The 15,040-nt window shown below is 64.8% G+C and carries 12 protein-coding genes; 8 read left to right on the top strand and 4 right to left on the bottom strand.

Annotated features, from left to right (window positions below):
* Positions 1–60: 60 nt before the first annotated feature.
* The 4 genes from AC0L3O_RS04430 to AC0L3O_RS04445 form a co-directional block, all read right to left on the bottom strand.
* Positions 61–693, bottom strand: coding sequence for a tetratricopeptide repeat protein (locus tag AC0L3O_RS04430; RefSeq protein WP_473614902.1), 633 nt, complete (start codon positions 691–693; stop codon positions 61–63).
* Positions 681–3,227, bottom strand: a complete 2,547-nt coding sequence (locus tag AC0L3O_RS04435) for a hypothetical protein (protein ID WP_473614904.1) — start codon at positions 3,225–3,227, stop codon at positions 681–683. The genes AC0L3O_RS04430 and AC0L3O_RS04435 overlap by 13 nt, the downstream gene beginning before the upstream one ends.
* A gap of 300 nt (positions 3,228–3,527) precedes the next feature.
* Entirely contained in the window at positions 3,528–5,135 is a 1,608-nt protein-coding gene (locus AC0L3O_RS04440; protein ID WP_473614905.1) for a hypothetical protein, read from the bottom strand.
* 456 nt (positions 5,136–5,591) lie between these two features.
* Positions 5,592–6,275 carry a GntR family transcriptional regulator gene (locus AC0L3O_RS04445; protein WP_473614906.1) on the bottom strand — a complete coding sequence of 228 codons (684 nt, stop codon included), beginning with the start codon at positions 6,273–6,275 and terminating at the stop codon, positions 5,592–5,594.
* Positions 6,276–6,573: 298 nt separating this feature from the next.
* Here AC0L3O_RS04445 and AC0L3O_RS04450 point away from each other — a divergent pair, with 298 nt between their 5' ends.
* The 8 genes from AC0L3O_RS04450 to atzF are packed head-to-tail and all read left to right on the top strand — an operon-like array spanning position 6,574 to position 14,913.
* Positions 6,574–7,701 carry a BMP family ABC transporter substrate-binding protein gene (locus tag AC0L3O_RS04450; RefSeq protein WP_473614908.1) on the top strand — a complete coding sequence of 376 codons (1,128 nt, stop codon included), beginning with the start codon at positions 6,574–6,576 and terminating at the stop codon, positions 7,699–7,701.
* A gap of 22 nt (positions 7,702–7,723) precedes the next feature.
* On the top strand, positions 7,724–8,884 hold the full coding sequence (locus AC0L3O_RS04455) for an ABC transporter permease (RefSeq protein ID WP_473614909.1): 1,161 nt from the start codon (positions 7,724–7,726) through the stop codon (positions 8,882–8,884).
* Positions 8,884–9,810: an ABC transporter permease gene (locus AC0L3O_RS04460; protein WP_236387830.1), complete on the top strand. Its 927-nt coding sequence runs from the start codon at positions 8,884–8,886 to the stop codon at positions 9,808–9,810. Before AC0L3O_RS04455 ends, AC0L3O_RS04460 begins: the two co-directional genes overlap by 1 nt.
* Positions 9,811–9,835: 25 nt before the next feature.
* A complete protein-coding gene (biuH, locus tag AC0L3O_RS04465) occupies positions 9,836–10,537 on the top strand; it encodes a biuret amidohydrolase (protein ID WP_123146849.1) in 702 nt (233 codons plus the stop codon).
* A 9-nt stretch (positions 10,538–10,546) separates the two neighbouring features.
* Positions 10,547–12,076, top strand: coding sequence for an ABC transporter ATP-binding protein (locus AC0L3O_RS04470; protein WP_473614911.1), 1,530 nt, complete (start codon positions 10,547–10,549; stop codon positions 12,074–12,076).
* Positions 12,076–12,744: a cysteine hydrolase family protein gene (locus AC0L3O_RS04475; protein WP_473614912.1), complete on the top strand. Its 669-nt coding sequence runs from the start codon at positions 12,076–12,078 to the stop codon at positions 12,742–12,744. The genes AC0L3O_RS04470 and AC0L3O_RS04475 overlap by 1 nt, the downstream gene beginning before the upstream one ends.
* The gene (locus AC0L3O_RS04480; RefSeq protein ID WP_287245435.1) at positions 12,737–13,087 is read left to right on the top strand and encodes a cupin domain-containing protein; all 351 of its coding nucleotides are present in this window, start codon (positions 12,737–12,739) and stop codon (positions 13,085–13,087) included. The genes AC0L3O_RS04475 and AC0L3O_RS04480 overlap by 8 nt, the downstream gene beginning before the upstream one ends.
* A complete protein-coding gene (gene atzF, locus AC0L3O_RS04485) occupies positions 13,084–14,913 on the top strand; it encodes an allophanate hydrolase (RefSeq protein ID WP_473614913.1) in 1,830 nt (609 codons plus the stop codon). Before AC0L3O_RS04480 ends, atzF begins: the two co-directional genes overlap by 4 nt.
* Positions 14,914–15,040 lie beyond the last annotated feature (127 nt).

Below are 15,040 nucleotides of genomic sequence, written 5' to 3' on the forward strand. Positions count from 1 at the left end.
CCGGGTCCTCTCTGGGAGGCATACGGGCGCCGGATCCACCCGTGAGCGGACAGCCCGCTCCTACCTGCTCTTTTGCTCGATGCAATACGCCTTGTTCTGCTCGAACAATCGTTGGTCCGGATACCGCGCGAGGCCCTTGTCGTAGATCGCAATCGCCCCATCCCAGTCCTTCTTGTCTATGAACCTCCTCGCCCACCGGTCGTACGCGAACACTGCGAGTCTCTCCACGTCCGCCTCCCCTTCCGCGAGGTCCTTCAGCCTCTCGATCACAGCGAGCGCCTCCTCGTGTTTGTTGTCCCGCACGAGAGCGTTCACATCGTTGTTCAGGTAGTTCTTCGACGATCGCGCCACGTCCTGCAGGCCCGGGAACCTCTGCTTCAACGCTCGCAGAACCTCCACGGCCTTGTCCGACCCCTGCCAAGCGGCCACTTCCTTCGCCCATTCTTGCGCGAACCACCCGATGCGCCCCTGAAGCTTTTCCATCGCGGGGAACCGCCCGAGACCCGCCTCGTAGACGTCTGCCGCCTTCTCCCACTGGCCGTCCTGCATGTAACGCTTGGCCCAGCCGTCGTACGCCGCGAAGTAGAGCTCCTGCGCCTCGTTTCCCGGCAGGAACTCCTTCCCTTGGTCCACGGCCGCGAGCGCGGCCTCGAACTTCCCGTTTCCAATCGAGTCATGGACTACACGGGCCACCCTTGGCCGCCGGACTTCCCGATGGACTCGACTCCAGGGAACTTCGCCGCGAGGGCCTTCGCGACCGCGGCGGCCGCCGGGGCTCCGCCCTTCGCATAGGCGGCTTTCGTCCACTCCTGGCCCAGGTACGCGACGTTCTGCTTGAGCATGCCCGCCTCTGGATATCGCGCGAGCGCCTTCAGGTACACGTCCGCGGCCTCCTCCCACGCGCCGGCCTCCATGCGGTTCCTCGCCCAGAAGTCGTACACGTACAGGTACGTCTGCTCCGCGTCGCTATCCTCCAGCAGCTGCCGCCCCTTCTCCAAGGCCGCGAGCGCCTCCTCGTACTTCCCCTCCTCGACGCGCGCGTTTACGGCCCGTTGCAGTTCATTCCCGCCACTCTTCGACAGGCCCGTCAGCCCCGGAAACCGCTCCGCCATTGACTTCATCACCTCGGCCGCCGCGTTCGCGCCGCCCTTCGCGTAGGCGGCTTTCGTCCACTCCTGCGCAAGATACGCCACGTTGCCCTTGAACAGCCCCTCGCCCGGGTACGCCGCCAACCCCTTCACGTACACATCCGCCGCCATTTCCCACCGACCGTCCTTCATGTGGCGTTTCGCCCAGTCGTCGTAGACGTAAAGCGACGCCTCGCGGACGCCCGCTGTGTCTTTCATCAAATCCTTGGCCCCCTGGATCGCCGCGAGCGCCTCCTCGAACTTCCCCGCGTCGGCCAACCCGAACGCCATCCGGCGTACGTGGCTATCCGCCGCCGAAGTCACGTGCTCGTTGCCGGGGAAGCGCGCCACGAAACCGCGCAGTGCCCCAAGGGCCCTCGCCTCACCCTCCTTCTTGGCCAGCGCGGCGGACCACTCCTGCCCGAAGTAGCCGAGCCACTTCTCGAGCTCCTTGCGCGGCTCGCCCGCGAGCGCCTCGAAGCCCGGCACGGCCGCCGCGAGCGCGTCCTCCCACCGGCCCTCCCGCATCCGTATGTCCGCCGGCCGGATGTACACCAGCGATTGCATCCCCTCGAACCCCCCGCTGGGCACCGCGGCGGCCGCTCGCTCGAGGATGGCGAGCGCCTCGGACGGCTTGCCGGCGTCCACCGCGCTGAGCGCCCACTGGCTCCAAACAGCCGAGTGGTTATTGACGAGCGCCGCGTCCTTCGGCGCCAGCGCGAGGCCGGTCGTCACGACTTCCAGGGCCTCCTGGAACTTGCCGTCGCGCGAAAGCTCCGCTCCCCAGTTCGCGAGCACGGCCAGCGCGTTCTTCACCGCCGAGCCGAACTCGGGGTCGAGGCTCATCGCCCGGAAATTCGCCACGAGCGCCTCGTGGTAGCGCTTCGCCTCCGAGAACAACACGCCCTGGTTGTAGTAGATGATCGCCGCCAGCCCCGCCTCCTGGACCTCTCGGCGCTGGTCGCGGTGCGCGTCGGGGATGTAGCGGAAGCCCGTCATCTGCTCGAACTTGGCGATGGCGGCCTTGTCCCTAGCGGGGTTGAACCCCTTGGCGTTCGTTGTCTCCACGTCCATGTGCCCCGTGCCGTCGTAGAGGATCGAGAACGCGTGGTCGGGCACCTCGATCGCGCGCACGTCCAGCCCGAGCCGCAGCGCGAGCACGTTGTAGAGCACGGCGGACGACACGCAATTGAACGTACCCGTGTCGAAGATCACCGCGAGGCCGGTCTGGCGCGCCACGTAGCCCTTCGAAATCGGGCCCTTGTGGAGCCACTCGAGGAGCGCCTCGCCCTTGGCCGCGGGAGTGCGCGTGTTCGCCACCGCCGCGCGGGCCTGCTGCTCCAACGCGTCCAGGCGCTTCAGGTACTCCTTCCTTTTCCCCGCGTCGACCACGCCCGACGCCAGCAGCGCGGCCTCGGCGAACTCCACGGGCGTCAAGCGCCCCGCCTTCGCCTTCGCGAACATCGCCTTCTCGTCGTCAGAGACCGCCAACTTGAGCGATGTCGTCTTCTCGAGGCGCGTGAGCACGTCCAAGGCCTTCGCCGGAGACTCGGCGAACGCGTAGTGGCTCTTCGGCTCACCCTCCCGACCGATGACCTCCACTTCCGCCGCCGCTACCTTGCGCGCCCCGGGCTGCGGCGCGAGCCGCACGATGATCCAGCGCGCCGCGGTGGTGGGGAACTCGAACGTCTGCGGCTTGCCCTCCGCCGCAAGCGGGTCAGTGCGAAGGGACCGGAACCCGGCGTGCGCCGACGCCGTCGAGACGAGGATCTCCACGCGAGCTGCCGCGCTGCCCGAGCCCTCCGGCAGCGTGACCCTGATCCCCTCCGGCGCCACAACGCCTCCACCGAACGTGAACGTGACGTCCAGCGGTGTGGCTTCCGTCGCGTTGATCTCCGCGACCGTCTTCGCGTCGCCGTCTGTCAACCGCGCGATCGCAGTCACGTCGGCGGGAGAAGTGGTCGATTCGACCTTCGCCGACGTGAGCCGCAGCAGGTTCAACGGTTCTTCGTCGAGGGCGAACCCAGCCCGCGCCTCCAGGAGAATCGCGGCCACGGTGAGGCCGACGAGCGCAGTTGACCGAAGCGACTTCCACTTCATGGCCTATCCTCCACATGGCTCACACTCTCCGGGATTCCTTGCGGGATTGTCCCCATCGTCAGAAGCGCAAGCCGACATTGGCCGGAACCAGTACTTGTGACAGTCGTCGGACCTTCCCGAGCTCATCTTATGCCGGATATCGGACTTTCGGGTGAGCCAGCCGTGCTGACCCTACTAAAAAGTCGGTCGTGAACAATAAGCGGGTTTCACCCGCACGATTCAGCCTGCAGATTCGACGCTCTCCATGGCCTGCTCGGCGTGACCGTTGTCATCACCGGATGAGAGATTACTGACCGCAGCTCAAGGCATCACACGGTCCAATTCCGTCCCGTCGGCGAGCCAGGTGAGCCGGCCGCCGCGCATTCCGTGCTCCACCCGTATTTCCAGCATCACCCTCCCCTCGGGCGGCCGAACCCAGGTATTCCCGCGCGAAAACGTCAACCTGGATATGTAGCCATCGGGCAGGTTCATAGTCTCGAACGTGCGCGAGACGAGGTCGAAAATCACTTCCGTGCTGTAGCCATCGAGCGCGTCCAGCGTGAACCATGTCCCGTCCACCCCGTCATGGCGTCCACCTCCAATGGACGACACGGAGATATCGTGCGCGGTGATGCTGAATTCCCGCCACAGCGTCGGGTCGCCCCCGTCGACGGCATGAGCCCTGCCGCCTTGGGGATCGAGCACGATCTCGCGGAAGGGATGGCTGACTGGAAAGGTGGAAACGAGCCGGTCGATCACGTCGCGTAGGTTGGCGGGCGTCCACCAATCCACCGTCGGGCGTCGGCCGGGGGGAAGGACAACCCGAAGAATCTCGCCGGCAGGGCTTGCTACGACCTGCCATGCCTCGCCCTCGGTCCGGGTGATCCAGTTTCCCTGCTTCGCAGGATCGCCGACGGTGAGCGTCCAGACAAGCTGTGGCGTGCCGATGCTGGTGATCGGACGGTTCGCGACTATCTTCAGCACCCGCATGCCGGGCTCGTTCACCTTCTCCAGCGCCGCCGCCTTGAGCGCGGGCAGCATTGCGAAGTCGATATCGGTGAAGGCGAACACATCCTCGGTCGGCGTCCGCATCGTGGCAGGCATCTCCATGATCGGCGCGTTCACGCTGAGGCCGTTCAGCGTCCAGCGCATGCCCGTCGTCTGGCTGCGGCTCTGCGGGTCCATGTAGCTCACGTCGATGTCTCGCGGCTCGATCTCGACCCGAAGGATGCTGCGGTGGGTGCCGAAGAAGGCGAGATCCTGCGCCGCCATCGGCAGATGCCAGTCATCCCGCGCCATGTCGAGGCCGCGGGCGCGAAAGGTGCCCGAGACATCGGCCGTGTGGATGCTGCCGTCCATTTTGAGGTAAACGTAGGAGCTTTCGCGCCCGGTGTTCCAGTGGACCATGATCCGCGCCTCGCCCACGCGGGTGCCGCCCACGAGCAGGAGTTGCCGCTCGATCCGAATGGACTGCGGAAGTGCTGGCTCTTCAAGCATGGCGCGGGGCGAGATCCGGTCGATCAGTGCGGGCAGGTCGTCGAGCGGCAGGCCTTCGAGTGGAAAAAGGACGGTTGTCGGGTCGAGCGTCGCGACGAGCGGCTGGGCGATCTCCGGGCCGCGGATCTGCGTCGTCATGCCCATGATCAAGCCGCGGCCGCGTATCCAGGTCCACTTGTCGAGATGATGGGGGCGCGCGCCCTGCACATGCACGGTCATCTCGGAGCCCCGGATATCCACCAGCGCGACCCGCGGCTCGCGCCCGATGCGCTCGGCGATGGCTTTCAACGCCTCGGCGGCAAGGCCAGGAGTGTCGAACAGCGGGGTCGGAGCGGGGCGGTTCTGGGCGCTGGCGGGATGCGCGCCGAGAAGAAGGATGAAAAACAGGGCGACAAGGCGATGGAAAAACCTGGCGTGCATCTGCTCCGGCATCGGTACTTTCCATTGCCTGATCCCAGCGTGGAGCTTAGCGCCTGTGGGGTTTGTTGACAACGACGGCAGCTCAAAACCCTGTGGTCGCCGCTGGCTTCGAGCATGGCCGCCGCCGATTCGAGATCGAAGACGGGCTCACGTTGGGGACCCATATTGACCACGTGGCATTCCACTACTCGTGAAGTTGCAAGTGACGCGCACGCTCGGTCGACCCGGCAATCACCTGCCAGGTGATCTTCACCGGCGAATGGTCGCTGGCGGTCAAGGAGGCGGAGGCCATTAATGCACTGGTCGATCAGGGTGTTAGGCGACGGATGTCCGCTCCTGGATGGCGGCCACAATCAGTCCAACGACCGACATCAGGCGCGAAGCGGCCATTCGCTACACGCAAGACATAGGTCGCCTCGGGGTCAAAACGGTATTCCGTTTCGGGTACCACGCGTCAGGTTTTGTCCACTAGGAAGATATCCCGATCGAATCCGCCGGTTTCATCGGGTCAACCGCGGCAAAGACGGCGCTCGCCTCGCTGACGATCGAGACGTGATCCTTGGCTGCATGCCCTGCGGCAGCGCCGTCGCCGCGCATGATCGCGGTAACGATGACGTCATGCTCCTGCCAGGATTTGGCCAAGCGGCCCGGCAGCATGAATTGCGCGCGCCGGAACGGCGCCAGCCGGCTGCGGGTCATGACGGTCAGTTCATAGATGTGCTTGCTGTGCGCGCCGCGATAGAGCCGGGTGTGGAACTCGGTGTTGAAATACTCATAGTCCTCCTCCGCACCCAGTTGCACGAGGCGCGCCGATGCCTGGTGCTCGGCTTCGAGCGCGCGGCGTTCGCCGGCGGTCATGCGCTCGGCCGAGAACCGCGCGCAGATCGCTTCAAGCTCGGCCATGCTCTCGAACATCGAGGCAAGGTGCTCCTGCGTCACCACGGCGACGGTGGCGCCACGGTTGGGCCGCCTTTCGACCAACCCCATGGCGCTCAGCCGGCCAAGCGCTTCCCTGACGGGGGTGCGCGACACATCGAAACGGGCAGCAAGCGAGGCCTCGTCGAGCTTTTCGCCGGGGCGCAGGAAGCCGGTGACGATCCGGTCACCGATCGCCCTCACCATCTGATCGACGGTCGTGCCCGACCTGATCAAGCTGCGCTTCCCCGACAATTCTCCTCCGTCCAGTCTTTTTCGCGGCCGTGCGGCAAGTGGCTCGCCGGAAGTTTCGACTCGGGCGCGTCCTCTATGCCTCAATTTTAATCTAGATGTCAAACTGGCTAATTGAAAGGCAAAAAGTGTATGCAATTGCCTTTCGCTTGAGCACGGCTAATCAGCCCGCCAACTGATTTAATTGGATAAAATCCAGCTTTTGAACTGGCACGGCGATTGCATGCACTTTTACGAGAAGGGGATTCATCGACCCGGAAAGGGTCCAACAGGGAGCATTCACATGACCGAGAGATTCATGCTTAGCCGCCGCGATCTGCTCAAGACCTCCGCCGCCGGAGCGGCGCTTGGCCTGGCCTCGGCGTCATTCCCGATCAGCAGGGCGTTCGCCGCTGCCGTCACTGTCGGCTTCATCTATGTCGGACCGAAGGACGACTACGGCTATAACCAGGCGCATGCCGAGGGTGCCGCCACATTGAAGGCCATCGAGGGCATCTCCGTGGTCGAGGAGGAGAACGTCCCCGAAACGGTCGATGTCCAGAAGTCGATGGAATCGATGATCAACCTCGACGGCGCCTCGCTGATCTTCCCGACCTCGTTCGGCTATTTCGATCCGCACATGCTGGCCATGTGCGCGAAATTCCCCGACGTGCAGTTCCGCCATTGCGGCGGCATGTGGAACAAGGACAAGCATCCGATGAATGCCGGTTCCTATTTCGGCTATATCGGCATGGGCCAGTATCTCAACGGCGTCGCCGCCGGCCACGCCACCAAGACCAAGAAGATCGGATTCGTCGCGGCAAAGCCCATTCCGCAGGTCCTGCTCAACATCAATTCCTTCCTGCTCGGCGCACGCTCGGTCGACCCGGCCATCACCTGCCAGGTGATCTTCACCGGCGAATGGTCGCTGGCAGTCAAGGAGGCGGAAGCCACCAATGCACTGGTCGATCAGGGTGCCGACGTCATCACCTGCCATGTCGACAGCCCGAAAGTGGTGGTCGAAACGGCGGCGGGACGCGGCGCCTTCATCTGCGGCTACCATGCCAATCAGAGCCCGCTGGCGCCGGAAAAATATCTGACCGGCGCGGAATGGAACTGGGCGAAGGTCTACAAGATGTTCGTCGACGACCTCGTGGCCGGCAAGCCGCTGCCCAATTTCACGCGCGGCGGACTGGCCGAGGGCTTCGTCAAGATGAGCCCGCTCGGCCCCGCCGTCAGCGAGGCGGCGCGCGCACAGTTCGACGGCACGCTCGCCGAAATGATGAAGGGCGGCTTTTCGGTGATCAAGGGGCCGTTGAAGAACAACAAGGGCGACGTCGTCGCAACCGAGGGCCAGACCTTCGTCGAAGCCGCGATCGAGCTGGAAAGCATGGACTATCTCGTCGAGGGTGTCGTCGGCTCGACCGCTTGAGCATGGATCGGAGACGGGGGCCATGGCAGACACCGTGAGCAGCGCGAGCGTGCCAGTGATGCTCGGCGCCAAAAGCTATCCGACGGCGCTCGAATGGATCGCCCGGCGGGCGGAAGCCCTCGTCATCCCGCTCGCGGCCCTGATTGTCGGCATGGCCCTGTTCAGCCTGTTCATCGCGCTGGTCGGCAAATCGCCGGCGCAGCTCTATGAAACGATGTGGCGCGGCGGCTTCGGCTCGTGGTTCTCGGTCCAGAACTCGCTGTCGCGGGCCGCACCCTTGCTGCTTGCGGCGCTCTGCGTGGCGCTGCCGGCCCGGCTCGGCCTTGTCGTCATCGGCGGCGAAGGCGCGATCGTGCTGGGCGGCGTTGCCGCGGCTGCAATGGGCGTGGCCGCCAGCGGCGCCCCCGCCTTTTTCGTTATTCTTGTCATGGGCGTGGCGGGCCTGGCCGCCGGCGGCATCTGGATCGGTGCCGTCGGCGCGCTACGCCACTACCGTGCCGTCAACGAAACCATATCGGGCCTTTTGATGGCCTATATCGCCATCGCCCTGATGAACCATCTGGTGGAAGGACCGCTGCGCGATCCCGCCTCGCTCAACAAACCGTCGACCGAGCCGTTGGCTGAGGCCTACCGCATCGGCAACATTCCCGGCATGGACGTGCATTGGGGCCTGGTCGTCGGCATCATCGCCTGCATTCTGTCCTGGCTGCTGATCGAAAAGACCCGCTGGGGGTTCGCCGCCCGCATCGCTGGCGGCAATGTCAGGGCAGCCCAGGTGCAGGGACTTGCCGTTGGACCGCTGATTGTCGGTTTCACCGCGCTGGCCGGCGGCTTTGCCGGCCTTGCCGGCATGCTCGAAGTCGCCGCCGTGCAAGGCAGCGCCAACGCCTCGCTCGCCGCCGGCTATGGGTATACCGGTATCCTGGTCGCCTTCCTCGCCCGCCACAATCCGCTCGCCATCATCCCGGTCGCCTTCCTGCTTGGCGGCATCGACGCCTCCGGCGGGCTGATCCAGCGCCGCATGGACCTGCCCGACGCCACCGTGCTGGTGCTGCAGGGCATGCTCTTCGTCGTCATCCTGTTCAGCGAAACCTTCTACGGCCGCTTCAAGGCCTTCAATCCCGACCTCTGGCAGAGGGGCGATCTCTTGAAAAGGCCCGATCTCCTGAAGGGAACTGCCTGATGGACGCAACCGAGATCGGCCTCTGGGGCGTTCCGCTCGCCATGCTCGGCGGCGCCATCCGGGTGTCGACGCCCTTCATCTTCGTGTCGCTGGGCGAAGCCATCACCGAACGCTCGGGGCGCATCAATCTCGGTCTCGAAGGCACACTGGTGTTCGGCGCGATGACCGCCTATGCCGTCGCGGTGATGACCGGCTCACCATGGCTCGGTCTGCTGGCCGCCGCAGCCGCCGGTCTTTGTTTCGGCCTGTTCCACGGCTGGATCTGCAGATTCCGTGGCGTCAACGACATCGCCATCGGCATTGCGCTGATGCTGTTCGGCTCGGGTCTCGCCTTCTTCTTGGGCAAACCGTTCATCCAGCCCTCGGCGCCCGACCTGCCGGCCATCCCGTTTGGCGGCTGGTCCGATGTTCCGCAAGTGCAGGCGGCGCTCAACGTCAATGTGCTGTTCCTGATCGGTGCAGCACTTGCCGTGTTCCTGTGGTGGGCTTTCCGCAACACCCGGGCCGGCCTGATCCTGCGCGTGGTCGGCGACAGTTCCGACGCCGCGCGCGCCATGGGCCTCAACCCGAATACGGTGCGCCTCATCGCCACCGGCATCGGTGGCGCGCTGGCCGGAATCGGTGGCGCTTATCTGTCGCTCTATTACCCCGGCAGCTGGACCGAAGGCATTTCGTCGGGCCAGGGGCTGATGGCAGTGGCGCTGGTCATCTTCGCGCGCTGGAACCCACTCGGCTGCTTTGCCGCCGCGCTGCTGTTCGGCGGGGCCGGCGCGCTGGGGCCGGCGCTGCAATCGGTCGGCGTCACGCAAGGCTACTATCTGTTCTACGCCGCACCCTACATTCTCACCCTCGTCATCATGATCGCCACCTCGTCGCCGAGCCGTTCGCTGGCCGGCGCGCCGGGCGAACTGTCGATCACCAAATGACGTTTCCAGACTGGAGTTTTTCTCAATGAACGCCAGAGCCGAGGTCACGCAGCGCTACATCGATGCCGATCCCTATCCATGGCCCTACAATGGCGAGCTTCGGCCCGACAACACGGCGCTGATCATCATCGACATGCAGACCGATTTCTGTGGGCCGGGCGGCTATGTCGATCATATGGGCTACGATCTCTCGCTGGTGCGGGCGCCGATCGAACCGATCAGATCGGTGCTGTCTGCCATGCGGGCGAAGGGCTACACCATCATTCATACGCGAGAGGGCCACCGGCCCGATCTCGCCGACCTGCCGGCCAACAAGCGCTGGCGATCGCGCCGCATCAATGCCGGCATCGGCGACCCCGGACCCTGCGGGCGCATCCTGGTGCGCGGCGAGCCGGGCTGGGACATCATCCCCGACCTCTATCCGGCCGAAGGCGAGCCGATCATCGACAAGCCGGGAAAGGGCTCGTTCTGCGCCACCGACCTGGAGCTGATCCTCAACCAGCGCGGCATCGAAAACATCGTGCTGACCGGCATCACCACCGACGTCTGCGTGCACACGACGATGCGCGAAGCCAACGACCGCGGCTTCGAATGCGTAATGCTGGAGGATTGCTGCGGGGCGACTGACTACGGCAACCATCTCGCTGCGATCAAGATGATCAAGATGCAAGGCGGCGTGTTCGGCGCGGTGTCCAATTCGGCGTCCTTCGTCGCCCAGTTGCCATGAGGTTCGATCATGAGTGATCGCAGCAAAAGAGCGGTTGGCGTCGAGACGATCGGCATGAGCATGCGTTTCGACGCCTTCACCGCGCTGGACGACGTCTCCATCAAGGTGCCGGCGGGATCGTTTCATGCGCTGCTTGGCGAAAACGGCGCGGGCAAGTCGACGCTGGTCAAATGCATCATGGGCTTTTATCACCCGACCGCCGGCGAAATTCTGGTCGACGGCCGCGAGGTCGGGATCGCCAGTCCGAAGGACGCCTCGGCGCTCGGCCTCGGCATGGTCTACCAGCATTTTACCCTCGTCCCGTCGCTCACGGGTGCGGAAAACCTGGTCATTTCCCGCGAGAAGGCGCCGGGGATTATCGACTGGCGCAAGGAACGCGCCGCACTTGCCCAATTCATGGAGCGGATGCCGTTCAAGCTGCCGCTCGACGTCAAGGTGGCCGAACTCGCCGCCGGCGAGAAACAGAAGCTCGAAATCATCAAGCAGCTTTATCTCGGCCGCAGTTTTCTGGTGCTGGACGAGCCGACGTCGGTGCTAACCCCCGGCGAGGCGCAGGAAGTGCTGGGCCTTGTGCGCGGCATGACCAAGGCGGGCGATCTCACCGTGCTGATGATCTCGCACAAGTTCCACGAGGTGACGGCGTTTGCCGACGACATCACTGTGTTGCGCAAGGGCAGACTGACAGGAACGGGGAAAGTATCGGAGCTGTCTCACAAGCAGATGGCGGCGATGATGATCGGTGACCAGCCGATCGCCGCGCTCGACAGCCGCGCTCCGTTGCCGGTCGGCGCCAGGCAAATCCTGACGGTGAAGGCACTGAAGGCGCCCGACCGCACCGGCCTGAAAACCATCAATATCGGCGAGCTCGATGTGAAGTCCGGCGAGATCGTCGGTGTCGCCGGCATTTCCGGCAACGGCCAGAAGGAATTTCTAGAAGTCCTTGCCGGGCAGCGTACGCGTGATGCCGGCGACGTTCTGGTGAAGGGAACGCCCTACGGCGCCAGCCGCGCCGAGGCCCGCACGCTCAATGTGCGCTTCATCCCGGAGGAACCGTTGCGCAATGCCTGCGCGCCGAGGATGACGGTGGCGGAAAACATGGCATTCCGGACCTTCGACCTGAACGAGGCCGGCAAGCCGATAAGCTGGATCCGGATGAGCGCCATCAGGGACTATGCGACGCGGCTGGTCGAGCAGTTCAAGGTCAAGACAGCCTCGCTCGCCTCGCCGATTTCGTCGCTCTCCGGCGGCAACGTCCAGCGCGCTGTGCTCGCCCGCGAACTGACCGGCGAGGTCGATCTGCTGATTGTTTCGAATCCGTGCTTCGGCCTCGACTTCTCTGCCGTCGCCGAAATCCGCGCCCGCATCATGAAGGCGCGCAACGCTGGTGCCGCGGTGCTCTTGATGTCGGAGGACCTCGACGAATTGCTGGAGCTCTCCGACCGCATCTTCGTCATGTCCGACGGCGCGCTGGTCTACGAAACGCCGATCGCCCAGGCGAGCGTCCAGACGATCGGCGAGCAAATGGCGGGACATCACTGATGGCGGAGATCGACGCGCTGCCGTTTCCGTTTGCCTTCAAGCCTGAGGCGGTGGCGCTGGTCGTCATCGACATGCAGCGCGATTTCGCCGAGCCGGGCGGCTTCGGCGCCAGCCTCGGCAATGACGTCGGCCGGGTGGTGGCGATTGTGCCGACGGTAAAAAGGCTGATCCAGGGATTTCGCGCCGCCGGCCTGCCGGTGATCCACACGATGGAGTGCCACAGGTCGGACCTTTCGGACCTGCCGCCGGCCAAGCGCAATCGCGGCAATCCGTCTGTCAGAATCGGCGACGTCGGTCCGATGGGCCGCGTGCTGGTCGTCGGCGAGCCGGGAACGGCGATCCTCGACGAGGTGGCCCCGCTGCCTGGCGAAATCGTCATCGAAAAACCCGGCAAGGGCGCGTTCTACGCTACCAGCTTCGGCGATGACCTGAAGCGGCTCGGCGTGCAGCAGCTCGTCTTCGCCGGAGTCACGACGGAAGTCTGCGTGCAGACGACGATGCGCGAGGCCAACGACCGCGGCTACGAATGCCTGCTGGCCGAGGATGCGACGGAAAGCTATTTTCCGGAATTCAAGGCGGCCGCACTGGCCATGATCAGGGCGCAGGGCGCGATCGTCGGCTGGACGGCGATGACGGACCAGGTGCTCAAAGGAATTGCCGATGCCTAATATTGCATACCCGGCTCTCATCCATGGGGGCTGGCGTGATCTGGCATTCGAGCATTTTCGCGACGGCATCACGGTGCATTGGCTGCTCAAGGGCGGACCGGCCGAACCCTCCGTCGCGATCCTGAACTATCGGCCCGGCGCCGGCGTGCCGCGCCATCGTCATGTCGCACTGGAAACCATCGTTGTGCTGGAAGGCACCCAGAGCGACGAGACTGGCGACTATCTTCCCGGAAGCGTGATCCTGAACCCGGTCGGGACCGAGCATTCGGTGTGGACGAAAGACGGCTGCGTCGTGCTGATCCAGTGGAATCTGCCGGTGGTCATTCTGGACGAGACGAAATGAGCGACATCCGCTTCGATATCGGCAGCCTGCACGCGGCCTATGCCTCCGGCATGTCGGCCGCTACCATTATTGAAACCGTGTTTCAGCGCATGGCGAAAGCGAACGATCCAGGCATTTTCATCCATCTGGCGAGCAAGGCGGACCTGCTTGCCGAAGCCGAGGCACTCGGCGGATTCGATCCGGTGGCAAAGCCGCTGTGGGGCATGCCGTTCGCGGTCAAGGACAACATCGATGTCGCCGGCATGCCGACGACGGCCGCCTGCGCCGAATATGCCTACTTGCCGGCGAAAGACGCCACCGTCGTCGCGCGTCTGAGGGCGGCCGGCGCGCTGGTCGTCGGAAAAACCAATCTCGACCAATTCGCCACCGGCCTCGTCGGCGTGCGCACGCCCTATCCGATCCCGAGAAACGCGATCGATCCGAACCTGGTGCCGGGCGGTTCCTCGTGCGGCTCGGCCGTGGCGACGGCGCACGGCATCGTTTCTTTCGCCCTCGGCACCGACACCGCAGGCTCCGGCCGCATTCCCGCCGGCCTCAACAACATCGTCGGGCTGAAGCCGACCGTCGGCGCGCTGTCGGCCACCGGCGTGGTGCCGGCCTGCCGCACGCTCGACTGCGTCTCTGTATTCGCGCTCACCGTCGATGACGCCTACAGCGTCTTCAGGGCCGCGACGGCCAAAGATGACGTCGATCCTTATTCGCGCGCTATCGCGGCGCCGCCGCTTGGTCCGCGTCCACCAGCGCTGACCGTCGGGGTTCCCGCAAAAGCGGACCGGGAATTTTTTGGCGATGCGGCCATGCAGGCTGGATTCGAAACGGCGCTGCGGACGCTGCAACAGCTCGGCTGCCGACTGATCGAAATTCCCTTCGGCGATTTCTACGCTACCGCCAACCTGCTCTACGAAGGCGCCTGGGTGGCCGAGCGCTATGCGGCGATTGCGGATTTCATGGAAGCGAGCGAAGCAGCCATGCACCCGGTAACGCGCGCAATCATCGGAGGGGCGCGAAAGCTCTCCGCGGCAGACGCGTTCAACGGCCTTTATGCGCTGCAGGGCCACAAGGCCAGGCTCGCACCTGTCATCGCCTCGGTCGACCTTTTCTGCGTGCCGACGGCGCCGACGCACTATTCGCTGGAGACTGTTTTGGCCGATCCGATCGTCACCAACAGCCGGCTCGGCACCTACACCAACTTCGTCAATCTGCTCGATATGTGCGGCATCGCCGTGCCGACGGGCAAGCGCGACGACGGTCTGCCGATGAGCGTTACCTTGCTTGCTGCCGCCGGCAAGGACGCCCTGACGGCGGCGCTCGCCCGTGATCTCCATCGAGCCAGCGGTCTCGGCCTTGGCGCGACTGGTTGGGCAATGCCTGCCTGCGTCGCCAAGACCCCTGACGTCGATGACGGCATGATCGAGCTCGTGGTCGTCGGCGCGCATTTGTCGGGGATGCCGCTCAACGGCCAGCTCTGCGCGCTTGGCGCGCGATTGAGCAGGGCCGCCAAGACGGTTGCCTCCTATCAGCTCTATGCGCTCGCCGGCCAGTCCGTGCCCAAGCCAGGGCTCGTGCGTGTTGCCGATGGCCACGGGACGTCGATCGATGTCGAGGTTTGGCGGCTTTCACCGGACGCGTTCGGACGCTTCGTGGCCGCGATCCCGCCGCCGCTCGGCATAGGCACGATCGAGCTCGAAGACGGGACATCGGCCAAAGGCTTTCTGGTTGAGACCGCCGGGTTGTCAGAGGCGATCGACATTTCGGCCTATGGCGGTTGGCGCAGCTTCATCGCAAAAGCCAGCGGAGAGCGACAGGAAAGCGTCCCGGCCGATTGAACGACCGGCCGTTCGCACCGGCAACGTCAGCGTGAGCTCAAATCGTAGCAGCGATGCTCGGCTTGCAGTTGGTACGGCGAGCACCGAATTCCGCAGGCGATCCGCGTGCGGCAGTGCGGACAATCCG

Source organism: Mesorhizobium sp. WSM4810, from assembly GCF_055811235.1.